This is a genomic window from Azospirillum himalayense (assembly GCF_042657465.1).
Classification (GTDB): Bacteria; Pseudomonadota; Alphaproteobacteria; order Azospirillales; family Azospirillaceae; genus Azospirillum; species Azospirillum himalayense.
Map to the genome: position 1 here is coordinate 22,652 of NZ_JBHSLC010000036.1, position 26,210 is coordinate 48,861.

General features: G+C 69.1%; 27 protein-coding genes. 12 read left to right on the forward strand and 15 right to left on the reverse strand.

Annotated elements, in window-relative coordinates; all coding sequences use genetic code 11:
- The first annotated feature begins 386 nt into the window (after positions 1-386).
- On the forward strand, positions 387-1,469 hold the full coding sequence (locus tag ACFPMG_RS17785; RefSeq protein ID WP_376996450.1) for a glycosyltransferase: 1,083 nt from the start codon (positions 387-389) through the stop codon (positions 1,467-1,469).
- Positions 1,470-1,489: 20 nt separating this feature from the next.
- Here ACFPMG_RS17785 and ACFPMG_RS17790 read toward each other — a convergent pair whose 3' ends face one another.
- On the reverse strand, positions 1,490-2,590 hold the full coding sequence (locus tag ACFPMG_RS17790; RefSeq protein WP_376996451.1) for a GNAT family N-acetyltransferase: 1,101 nt from the start codon (positions 2,588-2,590) through the stop codon (positions 1,490-1,492).
- A 98-nt stretch (positions 2,591-2,688) separates the two neighbouring features.
- Between ACFPMG_RS17790 and ACFPMG_RS17795 the strand changes: the two genes are divergently transcribed.
- Entirely contained in the window at positions 2,689-3,180 is a 492-nt protein-coding gene (locus tag ACFPMG_RS17795; RefSeq protein ID WP_376996452.1) for a GNAT family N-acetyltransferase, read from the forward strand.
- A 121-nt stretch (positions 3,181-3,301) separates the two neighbouring features.
- Here the strand turns inward: ACFPMG_RS17795 and ACFPMG_RS17800 are convergent, their stop codons facing one another.
- Together ACFPMG_RS17800 and ACFPMG_RS17805 are read right to left on the reverse strand one after the other, a co-directional pair.
- Entirely contained in the window at positions 3,302-3,517 is a 216-nt protein-coding gene (locus ACFPMG_RS17800; protein WP_014239900.1) for a hypothetical protein, read from the reverse strand.
- Between the two features lie 369 nt (positions 3,518-3,886).
- Complete coding sequence (locus ACFPMG_RS17805) at positions 3,887-4,141, reverse strand: hypothetical protein (protein ID WP_103041188.1); 255 nt, start codon at positions 4,139-4,141, stop codon at positions 3,887-3,889.
- Between the two features lie 211 nt (positions 4,142-4,352).
- Between ACFPMG_RS17805 and fumC the strand changes: the two genes are divergently transcribed.
- The 4 genes from fumC (at position 4,353) to ACFPMG_RS17825 (ending at position 7,111) form a co-directional block, all read left to right on the forward strand.
- Positions 4,353-5,753 carry a class II fumarate hydratase gene (gene fumC, locus ACFPMG_RS17810; RefSeq protein ID WP_376996453.1) on the forward strand — a complete coding sequence of 467 codons (1,401 nt, stop codon included), beginning with the start codon at positions 4,353-4,355 and terminating at the stop codon, positions 5,751-5,753.
- A 19-nt stretch (positions 5,754-5,772) separates the two neighbouring features.
- Positions 5,773-5,976, forward strand: a complete 204-nt coding sequence (locus ACFPMG_RS17815) for a ribbon-helix-helix domain-containing protein (RefSeq protein WP_376996454.1) — start codon at positions 5,773-5,775, stop codon at positions 5,974-5,976.
- A gap of 101 nt (positions 5,977-6,077) precedes the next feature.
- Positions 6,078-6,791 carry a DUF599 domain-containing protein gene (locus tag ACFPMG_RS17820; RefSeq protein ID WP_376996455.1) on the forward strand — a complete coding sequence of 238 codons (714 nt, stop codon included), beginning with the start codon at positions 6,078-6,080 and terminating at the stop codon, positions 6,789-6,791.
- Between the two features lie 143 nt (positions 6,792-6,934).
- Positions 6,935-7,111 (forward strand): hypothetical protein, encoded by a 177-nt coding sequence (locus ACFPMG_RS17825; protein WP_376996456.1) that lies wholly within the window; start codon positions 6,935-6,937, stop codon positions 7,109-7,111.
- A 33-nt stretch (positions 7,112-7,144) separates the two neighbouring features.
- Here ACFPMG_RS17825 and ACFPMG_RS17830 read toward each other — a convergent pair whose 3' ends face one another.
- The 4 genes from ACFPMG_RS17830 to ACFPMG_RS17845 all read right to left on the reverse strand — a co-directional run bounded on the left by ACFPMG_RS17830 (position 7,145) and on the right by ACFPMG_RS17845 (position 11,036).
- Positions 7,145-8,860 carry an EAL domain-containing protein gene (locus ACFPMG_RS17830; protein WP_376996457.1) on the reverse strand — a complete coding sequence of 572 codons (1,716 nt, stop codon included), beginning with the start codon at positions 8,858-8,860 and terminating at the stop codon, positions 7,145-7,147.
- Positions 8,861-9,134: 274 nt separating this feature from the next.
- Positions 9,135-10,217, reverse strand: a complete 1,083-nt coding sequence (locus ACFPMG_RS17835; RefSeq protein ID WP_376996458.1) for a 5-(carboxyamino)imidazole ribonucleotide synthase — start codon at positions 10,215-10,217, stop codon at positions 9,135-9,137.
- A gap of 3 nt (positions 10,218-10,220) precedes the next feature.
- Complete coding sequence (purE, locus tag ACFPMG_RS17840) at positions 10,221-10,688, reverse strand: 5-(carboxyamino)imidazole ribonucleotide mutase (RefSeq protein ID WP_376996597.1); 468 nt, start codon at positions 10,686-10,688, stop codon at positions 10,221-10,223.
- Between the two features lie 162 nt (positions 10,689-10,850).
- Positions 10,851-11,036 carry a YdcH family protein gene (locus ACFPMG_RS17845; RefSeq protein WP_014239909.1) on the reverse strand — a complete coding sequence of 62 codons (186 nt, stop codon included), beginning with the start codon at positions 11,034-11,036 and terminating at the stop codon, positions 10,851-10,853.
- A gap of 217 nt (positions 11,037-11,253) precedes the next feature.
- Between ACFPMG_RS17845 and ACFPMG_RS17850 the strand changes: the two genes are divergently transcribed.
- Genes ACFPMG_RS17850 through ACFPMG_RS17860 form a run of 3 tightly spaced genes read left to right on the forward strand, consistent with a single transcriptional unit; the run spans position 11,254 to position 13,441 of the window.
- Positions 11,254-12,339, forward strand: coding sequence for an ATP-dependent 6-phosphofructokinase (locus ACFPMG_RS17850; RefSeq protein ID WP_014239910.1), 1,086 nt, complete (start codon positions 11,254-11,256; stop codon positions 12,337-12,339).
- Between the two features lie 42 nt (positions 12,340-12,381).
- Positions 12,382-12,840 carry a TIGR02444 family protein gene (locus tag ACFPMG_RS17855; RefSeq protein WP_376996459.1) on the forward strand — a complete coding sequence of 153 codons (459 nt, stop codon included), beginning with the start codon at positions 12,382-12,384 and terminating at the stop codon, positions 12,838-12,840.
- Positions 12,841-12,853: 13 nt separating this feature from the next.
- Positions 12,854-13,441, forward strand: coding sequence for a GNAT family N-acetyltransferase (locus tag ACFPMG_RS17860; RefSeq protein ID WP_376996460.1), 588 nt, complete (start codon positions 12,854-12,856; stop codon positions 13,439-13,441).
- Here ACFPMG_RS17860 and ACFPMG_RS17865 read toward each other — a convergent pair.
- The gene (locus tag ACFPMG_RS17865) at positions 13,425-13,817 is read right to left on the reverse strand and encodes a hypothetical protein (RefSeq protein WP_376996461.1); all 393 of its coding nucleotides are present in this window, start codon (positions 13,815-13,817) and stop codon (positions 13,425-13,427) included. The two genes, ACFPMG_RS17860 and ACFPMG_RS17865, sit on opposite strands and share 17 nt — an antisense overlap.
- Positions 13,818-14,033: 216 nt before the next feature.
- On the opposite strand from ACFPMG_RS17865, the gene ACFPMG_RS17870 reads away from it, so the two are divergent.
- The gene (locus ACFPMG_RS17870) at positions 14,034-15,800 is read left to right on the forward strand and encodes a tetratricopeptide repeat protein (RefSeq protein ID WP_376996462.1); all 1,767 of its coding nucleotides are present in this window, start codon (positions 14,034-14,036) and stop codon (positions 15,798-15,800) included.
- Here ACFPMG_RS17870 and ACFPMG_RS17875 read toward each other — a convergent pair.
- The 5 genes from ACFPMG_RS17875 to ACFPMG_RS17895 form a co-directional block, all read right to left on the reverse strand.
- On the reverse strand, positions 15,790-17,160 hold the full coding sequence (locus ACFPMG_RS17875) for a flagellar hook-basal body complex protein (RefSeq protein WP_376996463.1): 1,371 nt from the start codon (positions 17,158-17,160) through the stop codon (positions 15,790-15,792). The genes ACFPMG_RS17870 and ACFPMG_RS17875 overlap by 11 nt on opposite strands.
- A gap of 218 nt (positions 17,161-17,378) precedes the next feature.
- The gene (locus ACFPMG_RS17880) at positions 17,379-18,071 is read right to left on the reverse strand and encodes a carbonic anhydrase (protein ID WP_376996464.1); all 693 of its coding nucleotides are present in this window, start codon (positions 18,069-18,071) and stop codon (positions 17,379-17,381) included.
- 57 nt (positions 18,072-18,128) lie between these two features.
- Complete coding sequence (locus ACFPMG_RS17885) at positions 18,129-18,722, reverse strand: UbiX family flavin prenyltransferase (protein ID WP_376996465.1); 594 nt, start codon at positions 18,720-18,722, stop codon at positions 18,129-18,131.
- 156 nt (positions 18,723-18,878) lie between these two features.
- On the reverse strand, positions 18,879-19,496 hold the full coding sequence (locus ACFPMG_RS17890; protein ID WP_014239918.1) for a DUF1013 domain-containing protein: 618 nt from the start codon (positions 19,494-19,496) through the stop codon (positions 18,879-18,881).
- A 322-nt stretch (positions 19,497-19,818) separates the two neighbouring features.
- On the reverse strand, positions 19,819-20,823 hold the full coding sequence (locus ACFPMG_RS17895; RefSeq protein ID WP_376996466.1) for an NAD(P)H-quinone oxidoreductase: 1,005 nt from the start codon (positions 20,821-20,823) through the stop codon (positions 19,819-19,821).
- A 203-nt stretch (positions 20,824-21,026) separates the two neighbouring features.
- Here ACFPMG_RS17895 and ACFPMG_RS17900 point away from each other — a divergent pair, with 203 nt between their 5' ends.
- The gene (locus ACFPMG_RS17900; RefSeq protein ID WP_376996467.1) at positions 21,027-21,215 is read left to right on the forward strand and encodes a DUF1192 domain-containing protein; all 189 of its coding nucleotides are present in this window, start codon (positions 21,027-21,029) and stop codon (positions 21,213-21,215) included.
- Between the two features lie 174 nt (positions 21,216-21,389).
- Here ACFPMG_RS17900 and ACFPMG_RS17905 read toward each other — a convergent pair whose 3' ends face one another.
- Both ACFPMG_RS17905 and ACFPMG_RS17910 read right to left on the reverse strand, forming a co-directional pair.
- The gene (locus ACFPMG_RS17905; RefSeq protein WP_376996468.1) at positions 21,390-22,229 is read right to left on the reverse strand and encodes a DUF2189 domain-containing protein; all 840 of its coding nucleotides are present in this window, start codon (positions 22,227-22,229) and stop codon (positions 21,390-21,392) included.
- A gap of 144 nt (positions 22,230-22,373) precedes the next feature.
- On the reverse strand, positions 22,374-22,580 hold the full coding sequence (locus ACFPMG_RS17910) for a DUF4169 family protein (RefSeq protein WP_376996469.1): 207 nt from the start codon (positions 22,578-22,580) through the stop codon (positions 22,374-22,376).
- Between the two features lie 205 nt (positions 22,581-22,785).
- Between ACFPMG_RS17910 and ACFPMG_RS17915 the strand changes: the two genes are divergently transcribed.
- Positions 22,786-26,205 carry an AsmA family protein gene (locus ACFPMG_RS17915; RefSeq protein ID WP_376996470.1) on the forward strand — a complete coding sequence of 1,140 codons (3,420 nt, stop codon included), beginning with the start codon at positions 22,786-22,788 and terminating at the stop codon, positions 26,203-26,205.
- The last annotated feature ends 5 nt before the right edge of the window (positions 26,206-26,210 follow it).

A 26,210-nucleotide genomic window follows, 5' to 3' on the forward strand; every position in this document is an offset into this window, starting at 1 on the left:
TTGCCCGGCTTGCCTCTGTTGGAAGTAAGCCGCCTTGGGCGTTGTGGACGTCCGGTCGGGTTTCCGGTTCCGAGGTCGGCAGCCCGGTGCAGGACGGCTATCCCTTCCGCGAGTCGAACCACTTCCAATACCCCGGTTACCGGAAGCCCTTTTTCGTAGAAAACAAAGAGGGTGCTATCGCGACTGGACTGTCCCGATTCCGGCTGTTCTCCGGGCCGCCAAAATGTCGGAGAGAAAGAAGGGCGTGCGTCAGACAATAAGTTCCAATGAATAACACCACAGGGACATGGGATGAACGAAGCGGTGAAGCGTAGGAACAGCCCGGCAGGAGACACTCACCCGGGCGTCGGCGCCCCTTCAGGCCTTCCTTTCCTGGAGGCGCTGCGATGGCATTGACCATTCTCACCGTGGCGTCGCCCTTTGCTCCGATCGGCGCCGATCCGGAGAACGAAGGCACGGCGGAGCAGGTGGCCGGCGCCATCGACGCCGCCCTGGTCCGCGCCGGGCACCGCTCGATCGTCATCGCGCCGGAGGATTCGGCGGTGGCCGGGACGCACATCCCGCTGGCGCGCGTCCATGGCGGGGCGCATGGGCAGGCGCCGGACGAGCGGGCGCAGGCGGCCGTTCTGAGGCGCGTCGCCACCGTGGTCGCCGGGGCGGTGGAGGACCATGCGCCCGACCTCGTCCACATCCATGTCCGGGACTTCGACGCCCTGCTGCCGCCGCAGGACGTGCCGGTCCTGGCGACGCTCTACCAGCCGCTGGACCGCTACCGGCCGGAGGCCCTGACGTCGCGGCGGGCGAAACTGCACCTCCAGCCGGTGTCCGCCGCGCAGGTGCGCGGGGCCTCGCCGGGGCTGACCTTCCTGCCGCCGCTGGAGATCGGGGTGGCGGTGGACCGCCTGCACATCCGTGTGCCGAAGCGTCGCTTCGCCGTCTGCCTGGGCGACATCGAACCGGAGATGGGCTTCCACATCGCGCTGGACGCGGCGCGGCAGATCGACATGCAGCTTCTTCTCTGCGGCGGCCTGTCCCGCGGTGCCGAGGAGCAGCGCTACCTTCAGGAGGAGATCCGGCCCCGGCTGGACCCCAAGCGCCGCTTCCTCGGGCGGATCGGCTTCGGGCGCAAGCGCTGGATGCTGGGGGCGGCGCGCTGCCTGCTGGCGCCCAGCCTGATGTCGGAGCCGACCCCCGTCGCGGCGCTGGAGGCGCTGGCCTGCGGCACCCCGGTGGTGGCCTTCCCGACCGGAGCCCTGGCCGACCTCGTGGAGCCGGGCGTCACCGGCTTCCTGGTCAAGGACGCCGAGGAGATGGCCCGCGCCATCGAGGATTGCGAGGGCTTGGACCCCGACGCCTGCCGCGCCGTCGCCCGCGCCCGCTACTCGCTGGATGGCATGACGGAACGTTATCTGGCGCGGTTCGAGGAACTGGTCGGGGGAGGGGTGGGGGCAGCGGCGGGAGTGGCGTAACTCCCCCTTTACGGTTTGGTTCAATACAGCTTGGCCATCGACAGCTGGTCGGCCAGCCGCCCGTCGATCAGGCTGTGGCGGCGGGCCACCGCCTCCTCCTCGAAGCCGTGCTTGGCGTAGAAGCGCCGGGCGCGGCTGTTGTGGCCGAACACCCAGAGCGACAGACGGTGCAGCCGCCGCGCCCGCACCCAGAGCTCCGCCGCGGCGATCAGGCGTCCCCCGACGCCCAGCGCCCAGAAGTCCCGGCGCACCGCCAGCCCCAGACCGGCCTCGTGCGCGGTGCGGGCGTAGGCGCCGGTCCACAGCGACAGCGACCCGGCGATGGTTCCGTCCGCGATCGCCAGCAGGGTGGCCGTCCGGTCGCCGATCCTCTGTTCGGCAAGGAACCGCCGGGCCGCCGCAACGTCCGGCAGGGATTCGGCGGCGCTGCGCATCAGAAAGTGGGTTTCGCTCCGCACCGCGTGGTCGTAGGCGAGATAGGCGGCGGCGTCGGCGGGCAGGGCGGGGCGGATCTCCAGCCGCCCGATCCGCGCCGGGAGCGGCGCTCCGACCGTCGGATCGGGCATCGGGACGGGCCATTCGGAAACACCCTCCGCTCCGATGGCCTTGCCCATCAGACGCTCGCTGCGCCACGCGCCGTTGACGCGCAGGACGTCGCGCATCAGCCCTTCGTCGAGAAAGCCGAGCCGCTCGTAAAGGGACAGGGCGCGGCTGTTGCTCTCGGCCACGGTGAGTTCCAGCCGGTGCGCGCCGGTCCGCCGCGCCCAGGTCTCCGCCGCGGCGAACAGCGCGGTGGCGACGCCGCGCCCGTTCCAGTCGCGCCGCACCCCGACCGCCAGGGTCACCGCGCCGCGGTTGCGGCGGAACCGCCCGCCATGGGCGCTGAGATAGCCGACGAGGTCCGCGGGACGGTTGCCGGCGGCCTCGGCGACGAAGATGGTGGAGTTGCCGGACGCCTGGAAGGCGGCGAGGTCGCGCGCCCAGAAGGGCCGCTCGCCGGGCTCGCGCAGGAGGAAATCGCTTTCCGCGTCGATCCGCGCGACCAGGGCCAGCAGGGCGTGGCGCTCGCCGGGCCGGGCTTCGCGGATGGAAAAGCCGCCGATGGTCTGGATGTCCCGCATGGCGCGCAGCCTAGGCCCGCCCGGGGGCGATGGCAAAGCGGTTGTTGCCGTGAGGCCGGCGCGGCTATCGTCGCGCCATCGTGAGACCTGGAGTTGCCATGCCCACCGTGACCGTCCGTCCGGCCATCGAGGCCGATTGCACGACCATCCTCCGCTTCGTCCGGGAACTCGCCGCGTTCGAAAACGAACCCCACGCCGTGAAGGCGAGCGAGGCGGACTTCCGGCGCGACGGCTGGGGCGAGCGTCCGGTGTTCGAGGCGCTGATCGCCGAACTGGACGGGGAGCCCGTCGGCTTCGCGCTGTGCTTCCGCAACTATTCCACCTGGGAAGGGCGGGCCGGTCTGTTCGTGGAGGATCTCTACGTCACCCCGGAGGCGCGGCGCTATGGCGTAGGCCGCAAGCTGCTGGCGACGGTGGCGAAACTGGCGGACGAGCGGGGCTGCCGCCGTGTCGACCTGAATGTGCTGCACTGGAACCCGGCGCGCGACTTCTATCTGCGCATCGGCTTCAAACAGATGGAGGAGTGGCTTCCCTACCGTCTCACCGGCGCTGCGATCGCGGCACTGGCCGCGCAGGCGGATGAGGCTTGAGGGAACGAAAGCGCTGTTCTGCTTCGGTGGGCTGACGGTCGGGGCTTGTCGATGGCCCCGACCTCATCGCCACCACGCGGTACTTATGCCCGGGTGCTTATGCCCAGGTCGTCCGGGACCCTCAGGCGGCCTTGGCCGGCATCGCGGCGTTCAGCAGGTCCAGGTAGCCGGACCGCTCTTCGCGCAGGGTGGACAGCAGGTCGGCGAGGCTTTCGCGGACGAAGGGGTCGTTCTGGCCGTCGATCCGGTTCAGCGCCAGCTGGATGAACTCATCGACCAGGGCGATGTGAACGCGAGAGGAGGAGGTAATCTGTTCGGTGGTGGTGGCGATCAGCATTTTAAAACTCCGTTTTGTCTTGTGTGTTCGTGATGTCTCTATTTGGCCATGCCCCGGTTAACGACTTACTAACGGGGGCTCCGCGGGGCTGGTGTCTTGAGGGGTAACCCCGCGACCGACAAATATAGGGAGTTTTTACCCGGAAGGATTACCACTTTTCTTTAAACAAGCGGGCGCCTTTCTGAGGCTGCGAGACTTTTCAAGGACTTCCGTCGAAGGTCGTAGCGGCCGGACCGGCATAGGCGGGAGGGAGGCGGAGCCTGAACGGCGGCGTCCGCAAGCCTTAAGCCGCCGCGGCGGGGCGTTAACAGGCCGTCCCGCCGGGCGGAGTACATCCTTTGCGGGGCCCGGTGCGCCGGGCGTAGCTCCTTACGCGGCGCGCGGCAGCCGGCCCGCGGCGTGGTCGATGCGGTCGGCGCGCTCCAGCGCCTGGGCGACCAGGTCGTCGAACAGATCGTTGACCAAGGCCGACAGGCGCACCGGTGCCCCGCCAAGCTGCGGCCCTTCCATCAGCAGGGAGCCTTCCTCGCCGGGGCCGACCACGCGCCAGCCCTTCGCCGTCATCTCGGCGACGCGGGTCTTGGCGATGAAGGCGCGGACATGGTCCATGGCGAAATCGCTCATTCGAATCTCCCAGGGCTGGACGGGATCAGCGGAACGGGGGCGGCAGGGCCGGTCACGCGGAAACGGTAACGCAGGAAACGGAACGCAACAAGAACAAATTCGGCCGGACCCTTGCCCAAAGGGGATTCCGCGTTGATTCCCCTTGCCCGGCGGGCGATTCGGGAAAAAATGCGCTGACCGGAACGATGTTCGAACCGACGAGGACCTGACCATGACCGGGAAGACCGGGATGCGCACCGAGACCGACAGCTTCGGACCGATCGAGGTTGCCGCCGACCGTTACTGGGGCGCCCAGACGCAGCGCTCGCTGCGCAACTTCCGCATCGGCGGGGAGCGCATGCCGCCGGCGCTGGTGCGCGCGCTCGGCATCCAGAAGAAGGCGTCGGCGCTCGCCAACATGGCGCTGGAGGTGCTCGACCCCCGGCTGGGCCGCGCCATCGTCGAGGCGGCGGAGGAGGTGATCGACGGCACGCTGGCCGATCATTTCCCGCTGGTGGTCTGGCAGACCGGCTCCGGCACCCAGACCAACATGAACGCGAACGAGGTCATCTCCAACCGTGCCATCGAGGCGCTGGGCGGCGAGATGGGGTCGAAGAAGCCGGTCCATCCCAACGACCATGTCAACATGGGGCAGTCGTCCAACGACAGCTTCCCCACCGCCATGCACATCGCCGCGGCCGAGCAGATCCACCACGAGCTTCTGCCGGCGCTGGAGCACCTGCACGCGGCGCTGGCCGCGAAGGCGGTGGAATTCGCCGACATCGTGAAGATCGGGCGCACCCATCTCCAGGACGCCACGCCGCTGACCCTGGGGCAGGAGTTCTCCGGCTACGCCGCCCAGATCGCCTACGGGATCGAGCGGGTGAAAGCGTCGCTGCCGCAGCTCTACCGGCTGGCCCAGGGCGGCACGGCGGTGGGCACCGGGCTGAACGCCAAGACCGGCTTCGCCGAGGCCTTCGCGGCGGAGGTGGCGTCGATCACCGGGCTGCCCTTCGTTACAGCCGAGAACAAGTTCGAGGCGCTGGCGACCCACGACGCGCTGGTGGACGCCCACGGCAGCCTGAACACGCTGGCGGTGTCGCTGATGAAGATCGCCAACGACATCCGCCTGCTCGGCTCCGGCCCGCGCTGCGGCATCGGGGAGATCGCCCTGCCGGAGAACGAGCCTGGATCCTCGATCATGCCCGGCAAGGTGAACCCCACCCAGTCGGAGGCGATGACCATGGTCTGCGCCCAGGTGATGGGCAACCAGACCACCGTCAGCATCGCCGGCGCCACCGGCCATTTCGAGCTGAACGTCTTCAAGCCGGTGATCGCCTACAACGTGCTGCAGTCGATCCGGCTGCTGGCCGACGCCTGCAACAGCTTCACCGACAACGCCGTGGTCGGCATCGAGGCCAACCGCGAGCGCATCGGCCAGTTGCTGAACGAGAGCCTGATGCTGGTCACCGCGCTGAACCCGCACATCGGCTACGACAACGCGGCGAAGATCGCCAAGAAGGCGCACAAGGAGGGAACGACCCTGAAACAGGCCGGCGTGGCGCTGGGCCTGCTGACCGAGGAGCAGTTCGATCAGTGGGTCAAGCCGGAAACCATGGTGAAGCCCCGGTGACCGGGGCCATGCGCCGTCCATGAAGAAGCGCTCCGTCCTCATCGCCGGTCACCCGACCAGCGTCTCCCTGGAAGAGGAATTCTGGGAGGCGCTGAAGGGCCTTGCGCAGGCGCGGAGGATATCGGTCAACGCGCTGATCGAGGAGATCGATTCGACCCGCAGCGGCAACCTGTCGAGCGCGATCCGCGTCCATGTGCTGAACGCGGTGCAGGGGCGGGGGTAGGGGCCTCCTGTCCCCGCCGGGCGCCCCTGGACAGGCGGCGGGGGGGCGGCTACACCCTTGCGCCGGACCGTCCCCTTCCCCTCGCGCCAGAGTGTCCGCCCGTGACGCCCGACATCACCCTCCTCGACACCGTCGCCTTCCTGTGGTTCCTCGCCTGCTGGGCGGGTTTCACGCTGATCCAGGACCACATGCTGGGCGGGCGCATGGTCGTCAACCAGCATCTGAAGAAGGTGCGCCGTCATTGGATGGAGCGGATGCTGGAGCGCGACAACCGCATCATGGATTCGCAGCTCGTCGGCCACACGATGCAGAGTTGCACCTTCTTCGCCAGCACGAACATGCTGGTGCTGGCCGGTTTGGTCGGCGCCTTCGGCGCGGTGGAGAACGCCCACAAGCTGGTCGGCACGCTGTCCTTCACGGTGCAGACCACGCGCGAGTTCTTCGAGTTGAAGATGCTGCTGCTCGTGGCGATCTTCACCTTCGGCTTCTTCAAATTCACCTGGGCACTGCGCCAGTACAATTACTGCTGCGCCCTGATCGGCTCCGCCCCGCTGCCCCCGGTGCCCCCGGAGGAGAAGACGGCGATGGCGGACAGCATCGCCGCCGCCATGACGCTGGCTGTCAAGGCGCTGAACGGCGGCATGCGCGCCTATTACTTCGCCATGGCGGCGCTGGCCTGGATGCTCGGCCCCTGGTTCTTCATGGTGTCCACCGCGGCGGTGATCGTCGTCCTGACCCGCCGGCAGGGCTTCTCCGCGACGGAGAAGGTCATCCGCGTACAGGTGGATGCGCTGGAGAGACGCAAAGGACCATGATGCACGCTTTTGGTGAGAAATATGTTAAAATGTTCTAAATCTGCGACGTTATGGCCAATACGCTGCAGCGCAAATTAATGCTTTTGTCATAGCCGCCTGATGAACGCGTGCAATGCAGCACGCCATGCTCAAGGGGGTTGGCCATGGACATCGACACAGCGGTCTCGGTCTTGAATTCGCTGGACGAGGCGGAGCGGCTTCTGGCGGAAGTCCGGCTGCATCCGGGGGCCTGCGGCGCCGCCAAGCAGTTTATGGACCGCAACCGTGAGCTTCTCGATCAGGCGCGCCACTGCATCGACGCCGCGCACGAATTGGCCTGACGTCGGACGGGCGTGGCCGGCCCCCGCCGCGCGTCAGCCCTTCCTGAGGACCTTGCCGCCCGTGCCGGCCATCTTCGCCCAATCCTTCGCGAAATAGGCGAAGTCGCGGGACGGGCGGCTGTAGAGGTAGCCCTGCGCCAGCGGCACCCCCAGTTCCGTCAGAAGCTGCGCGTGCTCCGGCCCTTCCACCTGCTCCCCGATCAGCCCGAGGCCGAGCTGGCCGCACACGCCCACGATGGAACGCAGCATCGCCATGTCGCGCCCGTTGTGCACCGCGCCGCGGACGAAATGCCCGTCGATCTTGGCGAAGTCGGCCTGGATGCCGTAGAGCGACTGGAAGGAGGTCGAACCGGCCCCGACGTCGTCCAGGCAGATGCGGAAACCGGCGGCGCGCAGCTTCTGCAGGACCTCGTTCAGCTTGGCGATGTCGGTGACGACGACGGTCTCGGTCACCTCGATCAGCAGCTTGCGGGCCAGTTCGCCATAGGGCTCGGTCACCGCCATGAACTGGCGCAGGAAGATCGGGCTCATCAGCGTCTTGGCGGACAGGTTGATCGCCACGTCCGGCAGGGTCGGTTCCTTGCGGTGGGCGTGCATGGTGTCCAGCACCGACTGCGTCAGCAGCAGATCGAAGTCGTAGATCAGCCCGACATCCTCGGCGAAGGTGATGAAGTCCGCCGGGGACGGCATACCTTCAACCCGCGTCAGCGCTTCGAGATGGTGGACGGTCCGGGTCCCGATGTCGACGATGGGCTGGTAGACGACGAAGAAGTCGCGCTTCTCGATGGTCGCGCGCAGCCGGCCGATGCGGTCCACCGCGTCGGACAGCATGCGCTTTGCACCGTCCTCCAGGCTGGAGATGGTGAACTCGCCGCCCTGGGCGGAGGCGAAGGCCTGCACGGTGTAGACCAGCGCGCGCGCCGCGTCGGCGGGGTCCAGCCGTTCGTCCGACACGTCCAGCGACCAAGTGCGGATCCCGCCGGGCAGCTCGCCGCCGGCGCTCTGGATGATCTGGGTGATGTGATCCTGCACCTCCTGCCCGTCGATGTCGGAGGCGTGGACGATCCCGTAGCGGTCGGTGGCCAGTTGCCCGGCGCTGTCGCCGTTGGCGGAGATCGCCCGCAGATAGGCCTCGATCCCCTGCATCACCTCGCTCGCCGCCCCTTCGGGCAGGGCGTCCACCATCGATTGGAGCCCGTCGATCAGCAGCAGGGTCAGGGCGTTGTCCAGCCCCTTCTCCCGCGCCTTGAGGATGCGGTCCTCCAGGATGTGGGTGAAGGCGTTGCCGTCGAGAAGCTGGCCGGCTGCGGCCAGCGCCTCGTTCGTGTTGCGCGGGCCGGAGGCCAGCAGGACGGTCAGGAAGAGCGATCCGGGGCAGGAGTCGAGCCGGCAGCCGCCGAGCAACGCCGGAAAGCGGTTGCCGTCGCAGCCCTGGAAGACGACGCGCGCCGGCTTGATGCGGCCCTTGTCCTGGATGCGCTTGAACAGGACGGTGACATACTTGCGGTCATTGGGCGCCACGACGTCGAGCAGGCTGCTGCCGACCAGACCCGCCACGTCGCCTTCGGTGAGGCGGCAGCGCGCACCCGCGCTGAACAGGATGGTGCCCTTCGCATCGGTCTCGATCAGCAGATCCGCCGCGGCGAAGGCGAAGCCGACGAAGCGGTCGCGCTCGCGGTGCGACGGGCGCCGGACCTGTGTATTGGTCTGCGGCACCGGGCGTCTGATCGAGTCATGCGCAAGCTGCATCGGCAATAGTCCGAAATTGAGAAAAAGTTTATCGAATTGCGTCATTCATTGAATGGAGACTAGCTGTGTTCCCGTTCTGAAAAAAGCGGCAAGATTTGCCCCGCCGTTCCGAACAAAAAATCGGAACGTAGAATTTTCAATGATTTAGCGAGAAATGTGGTTTTGAGCCGCGCCGGATTATCGCACCCGTCGCGCGAAAAAAAGGAAGGCGGGCCGTTCCCGAACAGGAAACGGCCCGCCGTGACGATCAAACGGGGGGAATCGAACGGAGCGTTCAGGCGCGCGAACGGAGCCGGGTCACATGGCCCATCTTGCGGCCCGGACGGGACTCCGCCTTGCCGTAGAGGTGCAGGCGGGCGCCCGGCTCGGCCATCAGCGCCGGCCAGCGGTCCGCGTCGGCGCCGATCAGGTTCTCCATCTCGGCATCGGCCACCCGCTCCACCGAACCGAGCGGCAGGCCGCAGACGGCGCGGACGAGCTGCTCGAACTGGCAGGAATGGCAGGCGTCCATGGTCCAATGGCCGGAATTGTGCGGGCGCGGGGCCATCTCGTTGACCAGCACGCCGCCGTCCGGAGTCACGAACATCTCGACCGCCAGCACGCCGACGAGGTCCAGCGCCTCGGCGATGCGGCGGGCGACCCGCTCGGCCTCGGCCGCGGTCTCCGCCGGAACGCGGGCCGGGGCGATGGTCCTGTCGAGGATGCCGTCCTTGTGGCGGTTCTCCACGGCGGGGTAGGCGGCCATGCCGCCGTCCAGCCCGCGGGCGACGATCACCGACACCTCGCAGGTGAAGGAGACGAAGCCCTCCACGATGCCGGCGTCGGAGCCGATGGCCGCCCACGCCTCCGCCGGGTCGCTGCCCGGCTCGATGCGCGCCTGTCCCTTGCCGTCATAGCCGAGGCGGGTGGATTTCAGGATGCAGCGCGGGCCGATCTCCGCCACCGCCTTCGCCACCTCGTCGGCGCTGCGGGCGGGGCGCCAGGGGGCGGTGCCGATGCCCAGCGCGTTGACGAAGGACTTCTCCTCCACCCGGTCCTGGGCGACCGACAGCACTTTGCCGCCGGGGTGGACGGGGGTGAAGCGGTTCAGATGCTCGACCACGGCGACCGGGACGTTCTCCCACTCCAGCGTCACCACGTCGACCGAGCGGGCGAAGGCCTCCAGCGCGTCGAGGTCGTCCCAGCCGGCGGAGGTGACGGCGGCCGCGACCTGGGCGCCGGGGCTGCCCTGCGATCCCGGCGCGTAGACGTGCGTCTTGTAGCCCAGACGGGCGGCGGCGAGCGCGGTCATGCGGCCGAGCTGCCCGTCGCCGAGCATGCCGATGGTCGAGCCGGGCGGAAGGATGCGGTGGGCCATGGTTCAGGCGGGCTCGTCGACGGGGGCTTCGGCGACGGCGGCGGTCTGGCGGGCGCGCCAAGCGTCCAGCGCTTCCGCAACCGCCGGGTCCATCAGGGCGATGACCGAACCGGCGAGCAATGCTGCGTTGATGGCGCCGGCCTTGCCGATGGCCAGCGTGCCCACCGGAACGCCGCCGGGCATCTGGACGATCGACAGCAGGCTGTCCATGCCCTTCAGCGCGTGGCTTTCCACCGGGACGCCGAAGACGGGCAGGGGGGTCATCGAGGCGGCCATGCCCGGCAGATGGGCGGCGCCGCCGGCCCCGGCGATGACCACCTTCAGGCCGCGGTCACGGGCGGTGGTGGCGTATTCGACCAGACGCTGCGGGGTGCGGTGGGCGGAGACGATCCGGACCTCGTGCGGGACGCCGAGCGCGCTCAGCGTCTCGGCGGCGTGCTTCATGGTGGTCCAGTCCGACTGGCTGCCCATGATGATGCCGACCAGCGGCTTGCGGTCGGTGGTGGCGGCGATGGATGCGGACACGGCGCGCGCTTTCCTCTAGGTCCGGAAAGCGGCGCATTATAGAAAGCGCGCACGCGGAGTCCAGCGCGACGCGATGCGCCGGGCCATGTTCCCCGCCGAAAAGTCGCGTCAGGCGATGATGTCGGGCAGCATACGGCTTTCCAGCACCATGATCTGGTCCTTGAGCGCGAGTTTGCGCTTCTTCAGACGTTGCATCTGAAGCTGGTCGAACGGCGCACGTTCGTGCAGTCGGGCGATCACGTCATCGAGGTCGCGATGCTCGCTGCGAAGCGTGGCCAGTTTTTCCTTCAGCATCTCTTGTTCGTTCATACGCGCGGGGCCCGCTGGCTGAGCGGCGGGGACTATACCAGATTTCCGGCGCAACGGCAGTGCGAAACCACGCATTCTTCGCAGGGTTATAATCCGGCCGCCGGAATGTAATATACTCGGAGGACCAGAACCATTGCGGTGGAGCAACGTTCTGGTATGACTACCTTTCGCAGCGGTTCCAGACGACACGGGACAGTCATCCATGACAGCAGGCAAGCGCATCGGCATTCTCACCAGCGGCGGCGACTGCGCCGGGCTGAACGCGGTCATCCGCGCGGTGGTCCACCGGGCCGTCCTGACCTACGGCTGGCAGGTCCTGGGCATCAAGGAAGGCACCCAGGGGTTGCTGCAGCGTCCGGTGCAGTATCAGGTGCTCGACCTGCCGCAGGTCGACGGCAACATGATGCGCATGGGCGGCACGATCCTCGGCACGACCAACCGCGGCGACCCCTTCGCCTATCCGATGGCCGACGGCACGCAGAAGGACCGGTCGGACGAGATCATCGGCGGCTACCGCGAGCTGGGGCTGGACGCGCTGATCGGCATCGGCGGCGACGGCAGCTTCGCCATCCTGAAGAAGCTCGCCGACAAGGGCGGCTTCCAGATGGTCGGCATCCCCAAGACCATCGACAACGATCTTGGCCTCACCGAGGTGTCGGTCGGCTACGACACCGCCGTCGGCGTGGCGGTCGAGGCGCTCGACCGGCTCCAGCCGACCGCGGCCAGCCACGCCCGCGTCATGGTGCTGGAGGTGATGGGGCGCGACGCCGGCCACATCGCGCTGGCCGCGGGCATCGCCGGCGGCGCCGACGTGGTGCTGATCCCCGAGATCGCCTACTCCATCGAGAAGATCGCCCAGAAGATCAAGCAGGTGCGCTCGACCGGCCGCAACTTCGCCCTGGTCGTGGTATCGGAGGCGGTGAAGACCGTGGACGGCACCGGCGTGCAGAAGCTGTTCCAGGGCGGCCAGAAGCGCTACGGCGGCATCGGCGACTACATCGGCGAGAAGATCGCCGAGGCGACGGGGGCGGAGACCCGCGTCACCGTCCTGGGCCACGTCCAGCGCGGCAGCATGCCCAGCCCGCGCGACCGTCTGGTCGCCTCGGCCTTCGGCGTGCACGCCGTGGACCTGATCGCCGAGGGCAAGTTCGACCGTATGGTCGCTTGGTCGGACCGCGGCGTCATCGACGTGCCGATCACCGAGGCCATCGCCAAATACGCCTGCGTGGAGCTGGACGGCGCCATGGTCAAGACCGCCCGCGGCCTGGGCATCAGCCTGGGCGACTGAGCGGAGGCCTGTGGGGAGGCATATGGGGAGGCAGGCGCGGCGATGTCGGAAAACCCGCTCTGGGACTTCTCGCTCGCCGTCTACGGACGGCCGGGCGTGCCCGCCGCCTGCCTCGACCTTCAGGACCGGCTCGGCCGGGACGTGAACCTTCTGCTGTTCGCCGCCTGGGCGGGCATGGCCTGCAACGCCGACCTGCCGGGGGAGGAGCTGGCGCGGATCGACTCCGCGGTCGCCCCCTGGCGGGACGAGGTGGTCCGCCCGCTGCGCGCCGTCCGCCGCCGGGCGAAAGGCGAGGACGACGCCCTCTACAAGCGCTTGAAGGCGGCGGAACTGGAGGCGGAGCGCGTCCAGCAGGACCGTCTCTTCGCCCTGTCCGGGCTCACCCCCGCGCCGGGCGGCGGTGTCGCGCTGGCCGCGGCCAACCTCTTCCGGCTGGTGCCGGAGGGCGACCCGGCGGTGATGGCTCTGCTCGCGGCGCTCGACACGCCGCCCGAGCCCTGACGGAGCCAGTGCGATGACGACTCCGGCCGTCCTCACCTCGCCCCGGCTGATCCTGCGTCCCTGGCGCGACGGGGACGGCGACGCTTTCCACGCGCTGTCGCAGAACCCCGCGGTGATGGAGCATCTGCTGCCGCTTCCCGACCGGGAGGCCAGCGACGCGGTGATTCGGCGCATCGGCGAGCATTTCGACCGGCACGGTTTCGGCTTTTGGGCGGTGGAGCGGCCCGGCCACAGCCCGTTCATCGGCTTCGTCGGGCTGGCCCTCGTGACGTGGGACGCAGCCTTCGCCCCCGCTGTCGAGGTGGGGTGGCGGCTCGACCCCGCCCATTGGGGGCAAGGACTGGCGACCGAGGCCGCCGAACTGGCGCTGGCCCACGGGTTCGATGCGGTCGGGCTCGATGAGATCGTGGCCTTCACCGTGCCAAAGAACCGGCGGTCGCAGCGGGTTATGGAGAGGCTGGGGATGGAGCGCGATGCGGCGGGCGACTTCGACCACCCGCGGGTTCCCGACGGGCATCGTCTGAAGCGGCACGTCCTCTACCGGATCGGGCGCGACCGCTGGCAGACCGGAATGGATGCGGGGATCAGCGGACCAGGATGAGGCTGTTGCGATCGCCCGTCTCGTCGGAGACCTGGAAGGGCTTGCCGACGTAAAAGGCTTGGCAACGCTTGCCGCCGGACAAGCGGGTCAGCCCGGCTTCCCACTCCTGCCCGCGCGGGCCGAGGATGCGCAGTTTCAACTGGTCGAGCAGCGGGAATATCTGATAGCCCTCGAGGTCAAGCGGCTCCCCCTTCGCGGAGAAGGCATCCTGGTTCAGTGTGAGGGTCTTGCCGTTGAGGTCCAGCTTGACGTCCTGCGCCCACGGGCATCCGCCGCCGGCAGGCTTTTCGTTGGCCGCGGCAGGTGCCGCGGTCAGGATCGCCGGGACGAGGGCGCAGGTCAGGGCAAGGGCACAGACGTTCAAGGTGCTTGTCATCGACGGTATACTTTTCATAAGCGGGAACCGGTCCTCGCGCTGAATACCCCAGTATGCTCCAGGGCATGGGGTGCAGAATAAATTTTGCAAAAGTGAAATGCAACGCGGGGCTTCTCGTGGGTGGGTTGCGGGAACGGCAGGACTTGTGACCAATCCGTCAGTGGACCCGCCTGTTTCATCGGCTTCCGGTACCCCTCACTCCATCGGTCACATCCCATGGCGACGATCATCGAGGCCCTCCTGGCCGCCATCGACCACCACCAGTCGGGCCGTCCGGCCGAGGCGGCGACGCTCTATGGGCGGATTCTGGAGGCCGATCCGGAGCAGCCCGACGCCGCCCAGCTCCTGGGCGTGCTCCACGCGCAGACGGGCCGCCCGGCGGACGGGGCGCGGCTGTTGCGCCGGGCGCTGGCGCTGCGTCCCGACTCGGCGGGCGGGCAATCCAACCTGGCCGGCGCGCTTCAGACCATGGGCGACGCGGCGGGGGCGGAGGCCGGCTACGCCCGCGCCCTGCGGTTGGACCCGCTGTTTGCCGACGCCCACGCCAGCCGCGCCGGCGCCCTGCGCGACCTGAACCGGGTGCCGGAGGCTGCCCGTTCGGCGCGGCGGGCCCTGGCGCTGCTCCCCGCCTCGGCGGACGCCCTCGTGAATCTCGCCGAAACGGCCTTGGCCGAACGGCGGGCGGAGGAGGCGGGGCGGGCATCCCGCCGCGCTGCCGCGCTGGCGCCGGGATCGCCGGCGGCCCGGATGATGCTCGGCTCCGCCTGCGCGGCACAAAAGCGCTGGGACGAGGCGGAGGCCGCTTACCGCGCGGCGCTGGATATCGCCCCCGGCTATGGCGCTGCATGGGGAAATCTCGGCTCGCTGCTGGCCGGGCGGACCCGCTTCGACGAGGCGCTGGCGGCCTTCGCCGCGGCAGAGGAGCGCGGCTTCTCCGGACCGTCCCTGTGGTCGGCGCGCGGCAACGCCCTGCTCGCCATGGCCCGGCCGATTGAGGCTCTCGCCGATTTCGACCGGGTGCTGGAGGCCCGCCCCGGCGACGCCGGGATGCGCTGGAACCGTGGATTCGCCCGGCTTCTGGCCGGTGATTACGACGGCGGCTGGCCAGAGTTCGACTGGCGCCGCAACGACACACGGGCGGAGCCGCCCTGGCGCCGCTTCGCCCAGCCCACATGGACCAGCGGGGACGTCGCCGGGCGCACCATCCTGCTCTACGCCGAGCAGGGGTTGGGCGACACCCTGCAGTTCGTCCGCTACGTCCCGCTGGTGGCGGAGCGCGGGGCACGGGTGATCCTGGAGGTGCAGCGACCCCTGATGAGCGTTCTGTCGGGCCTGCCGGGGGTGGAGAGGCTGATCGCCCGTGGCGATCCGCTGCCGGACTTCGATCTGGAATGCCCATTGATGAGCCTGCCGCGCGCCTTCGGCACCAACCTGGGCGCCGTGCCCGCTGCCGTGCCCTATCTGCGCCCCGATCCGCAACGCGCCGCCGCCTGGAGCGAGCGGCTGTCGGACGGGAAGGGGCTGCGGGTGGGGCTGGTCTGGGCGGGCAACCCGCGCTTTCCCGGCGACGCGCTGCGCTCGCCCCGACTGGCCGGGCTGCGCCCGGTGCTGAACGTGCCGGGGGTGCGTTTCTTCGGTCTTCAGAAAGGGCCGGGGCGGGAGGATCTGGAGCGGGTGGCGATGCCGTCCTCCTTCACCGACCTCGGACCGGACATCGCCGATTTCGCCGATACGGCGGCGATCATGGCCAACATGGACCTCGTGATCTCCTCCTGCACCGGGCCGGCCCATCTGGCCGGGGCGCTGGGGGTGCCGGTCTGGGTGGTGCTGCCCCTGTCGCCGGATTGGCGTTGGCTGCTGGCGCGCGAGGACAGCCCCTGGTACCCCACCGCCCGCCTGTTCCGCCAGACCCGGAGCGGCGACTGGACGGAGGTGGCCGGGCGCGTCGCCGACGCGCTGCGTGCCGCGGCTCTTACGACTTGAGGGTGATCGTCGTCTGGGTCATCTCGTCAGCGGTGGACACCAGCTTGGAGGCGGCGGAGTAGGTGCGCTGCGCCTGGATCAGCGTGGTGAACTGCTCCTCGATCTTGACGTTGGAGCCCTCGACGCTGGCCGTGCTCAGCGATGCCCCGACGGTTTTCGGCGCGCTGGTGCCGGTCTCATTCGACAGGTTGCCGAAGGAGTTCAGGCGGATGGCGCCTGAATTGGCGGTGGTCCGGAACATGGTGCCGGACACGCTTTCCAGGTCGGTCGGGTTGATCACCGTCGCGTCGGGGATGCGGTAGATGTGGCGTTGCTTCCCGCCCTGGAAATTCGCGGCGACGAAGCCGTCGGCGGTCAGCTCCGACCCCTGGTAGGTGCCGGCGCGGATGCCGTTGTTGCCCTGGACGATGCCCAGTTCCATGCCCGCGATGCTGGTGATGGAGTTGGTCATCTTGCCATAGGAGCCGAGATCCAGCGTCGTCTGGGCGAAGTCGCCGCCGGGATTCAGGGTCAGGGTCGCCGGGGTGCCGGTGGGACCGCCGGTCAGCGTGCCGTTGCGGGCGAAGCTCAGCGTGCCGAGCGATTGCCAGGTGGTGGGGTCGTTCACGTTGCCGCTGCCCACCGGCTTGCCGTCGGCGCCGACGACTCCGGCGTTGAAGACCTGCCATGTCGAGGTGCCGTCCTCCGCCTGCCCGGTCTTGAGGAATCGCAGGGCCATCGCCCCGTCGGCCCCGTTCTTGTCGATCATGTTCAGAACGACGCCGGTGGTGTTCGCCGTGGTGATCTCGCCGGTGACCGGCTCCTGGTCGTAGGGCAGGTTGAGGTTCAGTGACGCCTGGGTCGAGGCTTCGCGGTAGTCCTGCAACCCGCTCAACGAAACCGGCGTCATGCTGCTGAGGCTGCCGAAGGAGCCGGTGCCGCTGGCGGGGTCGAGCTTGAAGCCCATCAGCGCCTTGCCGGCGCCGTTCACCAGACGGCCCTCCTTGTCGGGAGAGAAGTCGCCCGACCGCGTCAGGAAGACCGTATCGTCGCTCGTCTGTGTGGCCGTCGCGGTCGTACCGGTTTGGGCATCCAGGTCCTGGACGAGGAAGAAGCCGTTGCCGACGATGGCCGCGTTGGTGGTGACTCCGGTCTGGGTGACGGTGCCGCCGCTGTGGTCCAGCCGCTCGAAGGCGCGCACACCGTTGCCGGGGTCCTTGTTGCCGGTGCGGTCGCTCAGCACGAAGTCGGAGAACTGCGTCTCCGACGCCTTGAAGCCGGACGTGGAGGCGTTCGCGATGTTGTTCGAAATGGTGCCCAGGGCGCGGTTCTGCGCCGTCAGCCCGAGAACGCCATTGTTGAAGATCGTGGTGATGCCCATGGTCCGGCCGCCTCATTCCCGTCCGCGCGCGTCCGCCGGAACGCGCCGAACAAGGAATTGCAATCGTCGTGCCAGAAGGCGGGGAGCCGCTGAAACAACCCTCTTCCGTGGTGGGGGAGGGGTTTGCTCAGGCCGCCGAAACCAAGGGATGGGCAGAAATTTCCCGGCGGACTTGGCTTATCACCGTCCGCTGGGCAGCTTTCGCCCACCCATCGCCCTCAATCGACCGGCTCGAACATCTTGGTCTGGGCGTTGATGGCCCACAGGTCGCCGCTGTCCAGGTCGAACCACCAGCCGTGCAGTTCCAGCGTCCCGGCCTCCACCCGCTCGCGGACGAAGGGGAAGGTCATCAGGTTGTCGACCGAGGTGCGGACGGCGGCGCGCTCGATCACGTCGGGCTTCTGCTGAAGGCGCTCGAACTCGGCCTTGCGCCGCTCCTCGTCGGTGTCACCCTGGGCGGGCGGGATGTAGGGATCGAGCGCCGCGCTGGCGATCGACACCCAGGGCGATACGAAGTCGTTCTGGTCCGGCTCGCCCTTGCGCAGGCGGATCAGCCCCTGGATGCCGCCGCACAGGGCGTGGCCCAGGACGATGACGTGGCTGACCTGGAGCACCCGCACCGCGTATTCGATGGCGGCCGAGGTGCCGTGGTAGCTGCCGTCCGGCTGGTAGGGCGGGACGAGATTGGCGACGTTGCGGACGACGAACATCTCGCCCGGCTCCGCCTGGGTGAGCAGCGCCGGATCGACACGGCTGTCGGAGCAGCCGATCATCAGAATCTTCGGCTTCTGCCCCTCCTCGACGAGCTGGCGCATGCTGTCGGGCCGGCGCTCGTAGTAGCGGGCGCGGAAGCCTTTCATCCCGGCGAGAAGCTGACGAATCGGAACGTCCTGGTCGCGGGTGTGTGGCATCGTTCTGATACCCCTCTTCGGTCGGGATTTAGCGGATGCGGTATAGCCCAGGCCGGGTCATGTTTCCAGAACCTCCGCAGGCGTCGGCTCGCCCCAGCGGCGGACGATGCCCGCGTCCAGCCCGAACAGGTCCAGCGCCCGCCCGACGGCATGGTCCACCAGATCGTCGATGGTCTGCGGGCGGCTGTAGAAGGCGGGGACCGGCGGGGCGATCACCGCGCCCATCTCGGCCAGCTGGGTCATCGTGCGCAGGTGCCCCAGATGCAGCGGCGTCTCGCGCACCATCAGCACCAGCGGGCGGCGCTCCTTCAGCGTGACGTCGGCGGCGCGGGTCAGCAGGGTGGAGGTCACGCCCGTGGCGATCTCGCTCATCGTGCGGACGGAGCAGGGGGCGACGATCATGCCCATGGCGCGGAAGCTGCCGCTGGCGATGGCCGCGCCGATGTCGGCGGCGGCGTAGGACACGTCGGCGAGAGCGCGCAGCTCCGCCACCTTCATGTCCGTCTCATGGGCCAGGGTGATTTCGGCGGAGCGGCTGACGACGAGGTGCGATTCGACGCCGATCCGGCGCAGCACCGACAGCAGCCGGATGCCCAGGATCACGCCCGAGGCTCCGCTGATGCCGACGACAAGACGGGAGGGTGCAGTCATGCCGAAGAAGTAGCGCGTGGGCCGGGCGTCGTCCAGGGCGCGGTCCTATGGACCCCTTCACGGGCCCGGCGCCGGGGGCGGAGGGACGGGCCGCACCCGGCGCACAAAAGCAAAAAGCCCCCCTCCCGCCGGGGGAGAGGGGCCGGGAAGGCGGCGTCAGCGCGCCTCTTCCTGCTCCGAATAGGGCGACTCGTCGCCGTAGCCGTCCTCGCCGTCCTGGGCCTCGCGCTCCTCCTGCGACAGAGGGACGCCGCCGCGGCGGACGGCCAGGGCCAGGGCCTCCTCCAGCTCGCGCTGGGTGCACAGGCCGAGCAGCACCGGGTTGCGCGGCTTGATGTTCGGGGCGTTCCAGTGCGTGCGGTCGCGGACCGCCGCGATGGTCGGCTTGGTCGTGCCGATGAGGCGGCAGAGCTGGGCGTCCGACAGCTCCGGATGGTGCTTCAGCAGCCAGGCGATGGCGTCCGGCTTGTCGCCGCGCTTGGTGATCGGGGTGTAGCGCGGCCCCTTGGACCGGGCCGCCGGCAGCGGCAGGTCGGGGACCAGCAGCTTCAGGCGCAGATCCTGGTTGCGCTCGCAGCGTTCGATCTCGCCCTTGGTCAACTGACCGTTGGCCACCGGGTCCAGCCCGACCATGCCGACCGCCACCTCGCCATCGGCGATGGCCTGGACCTCCAGGGAATGCAGGCCGCAGAAGGCGGCGATCTGCTCGAAGGTCAAGGATGTGTTCTCGACCAGCCAGACGGCCGTCGCTTTCGGCATCAAGGGCAGTGCCATCGTCCCTCCTGACAACTCCAACCCGACCGCACCCGCTGGCGGGTGGCGCGATCGGCCATACTTTACCGGATGGTCCCGAGCTTCGCCCTCCATATAGGGCCGGAACCGGTCGATGTAAGCGTGCTCGGGCAGGCGGCCGGGAAAACCCGGACACCGATCCCTCTGCTAACCGTCTTGGCGCGCTTTAGCAAGCCCACCCGGCTGTCCGGGAACAAGAATGAAGCGAAAAAAATGCTTGAAAGGGGAATTCCCGGCTGTGCAGGCGGGGAATTCCCTTCGCAATTGAGTGGTTCGCGGGTGCGGCGACGGTCAGCCCGCGCCCTCAGGCCACCGTCATGACGATCTTGCCGATGTGCGCGCTCGATTCCATCAGGGCGTGCGCCTCGGCCGCCTGCTCCAGCGTGAACACCTTGTGGATCACCGGCTTGACCGTGCCGCCTTCCAGCAGCGGCCAGACCTTCTCGCGCAGGGCGGCGGCGATGCGGCCCTTCTCCTCCACCGAGCGGGCGCGCAGGGTGGAGCCGGTGAGGGTCAGGCGCTTGGTCATCACCGGGAACATGTTGATGGAGACCTTCGGCCCCTGGAGGAAGGCGATGGAGACGTGCCGCCCGTCGGGGGCCATGATGCCGATGTCGCGGGCGATGTAGTCGCCGCCGACCATGTCCAGCACCACGTCGACGCCGCGTCCGCCCGTCTCCTTCTGGATGACCGCGGCGAAATCCTCGGTCTTGTAGTCAATGGCACGGTCGGCGCCCAGTTCCTCGCAGGCGCGGCACTTCTCGGCGCTGCCGGCGGTGGTGAAGACTCGTGAGCCGAAGGCCTTGGCGAGCTGGATGGCCGTGGTGCCGATGCCGCTGGAACCGCCATGGACCAGCAGCGTCTCGCCGGGCTTCAGCGCGCCGCGTTCGAACACGTTGGTCCAGACGGTGAAGAAGGTCTCCGGAACGGCGGCGGCCTCGACCATGCCGTAGCCCTTGGGAACGGGAAGGAGCTGCGGTGCCGGAACAACGCAATACTGGGCATAGCCGCCACCGGAGATCAGGGCGCAGACCGCATCGTCGGCGGCCCATTCCGTGACGCCCTCGCCGAGGGCGACGACGCGCCCGGCGATCTCCAGGCCGGGCAGGTCGGAGGCGCCCGGCGGCGGGTCATAGCGGCCCTGGCGCTGCAGCATGTCCGGACGGTTGACGCCTGCCGCCTCCACCGCCACCAGAACCTCGCCGGGGCCGGGCACCGGGGCGGGGCGCTGCACGGTGCGCAGGACTTCCGGGCCGCCGGGTTGCGAAATTTCCACGCAGGTCATGCTGTCCGGCAGGGCGATGCCCATGATGTCTCCCCCATTCCTCGTTGACGCGGCGTCCACCGGTCCGGTCATCTCCAATCCAGGCGGCCGGGCCGTTTGTGTCCGCAGGCGTCCAAAGTTAGAATTCCGCACCGGCGCTGACAAGCACGCCTCGCCGGCCTTTCCGACGAGCGGGAAGCGGACGGCGCGGGGCAGGGATGCGCGAAAGCGGGAGGAGAAGCTCTACTATGGACATCGACGATCTGGAGCCGCGCAAGGCCAAGCCGGCGCTGAAGGACCTGACCGCGCTGGGCGTGGCGGAGCTGAAGGACTACATCGCCGGGCTGGAGGCCGAGATCGTTCGCGCCCGCGCCGCCATCGCCGCCAAGGAGGTGCAGAAGAACGCCGCGGAAGCCTTCTTCAAGAAGCCGTCCTGAGGAGGGGGAGTGAAGATTTTCCCTCTCCCGCCCCGGGAGAGGGAAGGGGCCCGCGCAAAGGCGCGGGAAGGGTGAAGGGGCCGGCAACGGGCTGTCATATGATCGGCCTTACCCTCACCCGGCCCTTCGGGCCACCCTCTCCCGGGACGGGAGAGGGGTTTAAGGCCATATATCTCAGTCCGCGCCGACCAGATCGCGGTAGCAGTGCCAGGAGGCGTGGCCGATCAGCGGCAGGGCCAGCGCCAGCCCGAGGAAGCCGGTGACCATCCCGGCCGCGGTGAACAGCACGATGAGGAAGGCCCAGCCCGCCATGGTCCGCAGATTCTCGCGAAGCACTGCGACGCTGGTCGCCATGGCGGTGAAGCTGTCGGTCTCGCGGTCGAGCAGCATCGGGATCGACACCACGCTGATCGCGAAGACCGCCGTCGCGATGACGCCGCCGACGAGGGTGCCGGTCAGCAGGAACGGGATCGTCTGGGCCGAGAAGAAGATGCGGTCGACGAGCTGGTCGAAGGCCGGCGGCTCCGTCGCGAAGAACAGCGCGAACAGCAGGAAGGCGATGCGGATCCAGGCCAGCATGGCCAGCATCAGCGCCAGTCCGATCCCGGCGATCTGCACGCCGTTGCGGCGGTAGGCCCCGACGACCTTCATCAGGGTCGGCGTCTCCCCCCGCTCCAGCAGGCGGCTGGTCTCATAGAGGCCGACGGCGAACACCGGCCCCAGCAGCATGAAGCCCGCGGCCATCGGCAGGACCAGATACTGCATGTCCTGCATCGACAGAACCGCCACCAGCGCGAGGCTGGACAGCACCGCCAGCAGGCCGTAGGCGGCGCTGATCGTCGGGCTGGCGCACATGTCGCGCCAGCCGGCGCTCAGCCACAGCCAGGGGCGGTCGACGTCGACGCTGCGGATTCGTGGAAGATAGGATGCCGGCTTGTGGAATTCGGAGGGCGCCTTGCGCCGGACCGGCCTATGGAATTGGGACGCACCGCGGTGAGACGACATGTCGACCATGATGATGGTCCTCCCCTTTGCCCATTGCGCCTCTCGTGAGGGGAACTGTAGCAAAGCGGTCCGCAACGATCCAGATTGTCTTATGGACGAATTGTTAGAGTACCAAATTGTCACAAAAGCGATACCAAAGCACGGGCTCGGCCGTCACCCATCGTCCCGCTCGGCGCCGAACGTCCTGCCCTCGACCTTCTTGCCGTCAAGCTCCGCCTCGCGGCGCTCGGCGCCCTGACGGTCGCGCAGCTTCTCGGCCTTGGTGCGCCCGAAGCGGACGCGATTCTCCTCGGCGGTCTTTTCACGCTCTTCCTTCTGGCGCATCTTCCGGAAGCGGTTCAGGTTCACGACATCGGCCATAGGGCGCGTCTCCTGCGGGCGGGGCATATCGTCTTTTGGACAATTCGGCCGTTGGAATGCCCAAATTGCTTGTTCTCTTTCGGGACGATAGTTTAGCGGAACCCCGTGCCACCCGGAAGACCGGAGCGGGCGCCAGCGGTTCTCGCGGCTTGTGGCGGAAATACGGCGACTCAACAGCCGAACGGTGGGGAAGGCGGGTCAACCGGTGAAGAGATTCCTGATCGCAGCTCTGATACTCGTCGGTCTGCTGGTGGCCGCGGTGTTGGTCGTGCCCAGCGTCGTCGATTGGAACGCCTACAAATCCCAGATCGCGGAGCGGGTGTCCGCCGCCACGGGGCGCGAGGTGGAGCTGAGGGGCGACATAGGCCTGTCGCTGCTGCCGGCCCCGGCGCTGACGGTGCGCGACGCCCGTCTGGCGAATGCGCCCGGCGGGTCGGAGCAGGACATGGCCCGTCTGAAGGAGCTGGACGTCCGCGTGGCGCTCGGCCCGCTGCTCAGCGGCCACATCCAGGTGCAGAGCATCCGCCTGATCGATCCCACCTTCCTGTTCGAAACGCTGCCCGACGGGCGCTTCAACTGGGACCTGTCCGGCGCCGGGCGTCCGGATGGCGGCGCGCGGAGCGGGTCCGGCGACGGGCTGGCCTCGGCGGTCAGCTTCGATCAGGTGACGGTGCAGAACGGCACCGTCCAGTACCGCGACGCCCGCACCGGCCAATCCGAGGTGATCGACCAGATCGACGCGCGGATCGTTGCCGGCAGCTTCACCGGACCGTTCCAGGGTCAGGGCAGCTTCCGGGCGCGCGGCGTGCCGCTGCGCGGGGAGATGTTCGTCAGCCGCCTGATCGACGGCGCTGCCGTGCAGGTCCGGGCGGCCCTGTCGATGGCCGACACCGACGCCACGCTGCGCTTCGCCGGCATCGTGACCAATCCGCCGGGCAGCGGCGGCTCGCGCGCCCAAGGCGACCTGCGCGCCGAGGGCAGCGACCTGTCCCGCGCGCTGGCTTTGGTCCGCAGCGGTTCGGCGGCTGGCGAGAACAAGAAGGCGAACGCGCTGCTCGCCCAGTCCTTCGGCATCCGCACGGTGGTCGAGGCGTCCCCCGCCGGGGCGAGTTTCACCAATCTGGAGGCGCAACTCGGCGACACGCGCGCCACCGGCACGGCGACCCTGCGCAGCGGGACGCCGGCACGGGCGGAGCTGACGCTGGCCCTGAACCGGCTCGACCTCGACGCTTGGCTGGACCGTGCGCGGGCCGGCGGCTCGGAAGCCGCCACCCCGTCCAACGCACGCAATGGAAACGGTGCCAAGGGCGCGACGCCCAACGCTCAAGGTGGCGCCCCATCCGGGGGCGCCGCATCCGGCGGCACGGCGCAGCCGGGCGGGTTCGCCCTGCCGGATGCGCTGGACGCCAAGCTCGACCTCGCGGTGGACGGAATCACCTACAACGGCGGCGTGATCCGCCAGGGGCGGGTGGAGGCCAGCCTGGCCGGCGGCACTCTGAACATCGACCGCGTCAGCGCGCTCCTGCCCGGCGGCTCCGACATCGTGGCGGCGGGGGAACTGGCGTCGGCCAACGGCCAGCCAAATCTCGACCTGCGGATGGAGGCGAACGCCGACAACCTGCGCGCCCTGCTGGAGTGGCTGCGGGTGGACGTCCGCGCCGTGCCGGCGGACCGCCTGCGCCGGGCGTCCGTCACCGCGCAGCTGCAGGGGCGTCCGGGGCGGCTGGACGTGAACGGCCTGGATCTCCGGGTGGATGCCAGCCGCCTCAGCGGTGCCGTCGCCTATGTGGACCGTGGCCGGCCCGCCTTCGGGGCGCGGCTCGACCTCGACCGGCTGAATCTCGACGCCTATCTGCCGCCGCCGACCGGCGGCACGGCCCCGGCGGCCGCCAACGGAACGGCCACTCCGGCGCCTGGTCGCAACGGGACTTCGGCAGGGGGGGCGTCCGGGAGTTCGCCGATGACTCCGGCCCGGCTGCTGGCCGGCGTCGATGCGAATCTGGAGCTGTCGGTCGGGCAACTGACCGTGCGCAACACGCCGGTCCAGGGGCTGCGTCTGGACGCCACCGCCGCGGGCGGCGCCCTGTCGATCAAGGAGGCGACGGTGCAGGACGCCGCCGGGGTGAAGCTCCGCCTGGACGGGCAGATCGCCGGGCTGGAGCCGCTGCGCGGCGCGCATCTGACGCTGAACGCCGAGGCCCCCAGCCTGGAAGGGGTCGCCCGGGCGGTCCCCTGGCCGGAGGGCGCCCCTTCGCCGGAGCGGCTGGGTGCGGTGAAGGCGCAGGCCCGCCTGTCGGGCGATGCGGAGCGTTTGGCGGTCGAACTGGGCGTTGACGCGGCCGAAGCCACCCTGGAGGCGGGCGGTACGCTTCTGAACGTCGAGAAGGACCTCGGCGCCGACCTCAAGCTGCGCGTCAAGCATCCCGAACTGGCTCGGCTGGCCAGCCTCTTCGCCGACGACCCGTCGGGCTCCTACGGCCCGTTGGACCTCTACACGGAACTGGCGGGAACGCGGAAAGCCTTCACCCTGGGCAACATCCAGGGCGTGTTGGCCGGCGTCACCGTCAAGGGCAAGGCCAGCGCCGACCTGAACGGCAGCAAGCCGAGGGTGGAGGCCGACCTGCAGACCGGCGACCTGGAGCTGGATCGGCTGGCGGCGCTTCCCGCGGCTTCGGCCCGTCCCGCGGGGGCCTCTTCCCCGGCGGCCGAGGCGTCGCCGGGCGCGCCCGCCGCCGCGACCGGGGATTTCAGCGGGCTGCGCCGCTTCGATGGACGCTTTGCGCTGACCGCCTCCGCCCTCGTCAAGGGCGGCACGCGGATCGAGAACCCGGCCCTGCGCGCCACCGTGACCAACGGCGTGCTGACGGTGGAGCGCTTCGACGGCGCCCTGATGGGCGGCCAGCTCGGCGCCACCGGCCGGCTCGCCGCGCCGGGCAATCAGACGCCGACCGCCGAGGCCACGATCACCTTGTCCAAGGCCAAGCTGGCCGAGGCGGCGGGGGGCAGCCTCGGCGGCGGCGCGCTGGAGATCGCCGGGGGCGTGCTGGATGCCGAGGCCAACCTGACGACCAGCGGGGCCGGTGGCGACGCCATGCTCAAGGGGCTGGCCGGCCAGGGCCGGATCAGCGCCCGCGACGGCCTGTTGCGCGGCTTCGACCTCGGCGCCCTGCGCGACCGGCTGACCAGGCTGGAGCGCCCGCAGGAGCTGCTGGGCGCCGTGATGGGCGGCCTTCAAGGCGGGCAGACCCGCTTTGCCCGGCTGGACGGCAGCTTCGCCATCGACAAGGGCGTGGCGCGCACCGAGGACATGCGCCTGACCTCCGACCTGGGCGAGGCGGTGGCGGCGGGGCAGGTCAACCTGCCGGCGCAGACCATCGACATGCGCGTCCGCCTGACCGTGCAGTCCGACCAGTCGTTGCCGCCGCTGACCGTCCGCATGACCGGCGCGCTCGACAAGCCCACCCGATCCTTCGAGATGCAGGAGGTGCAGGAGTATTTCGCCCGCCGCGCCGCCGAGGGACTGCTGAACAGGGTGGTGCCGAAGGATCTGCCGATTCCCGGCGGCGGCAACGCTCCGAAGCCGGACGCGCTGTTGAAGGGGTTGATCGACGGTCTGAGGCGTTGAGAGTG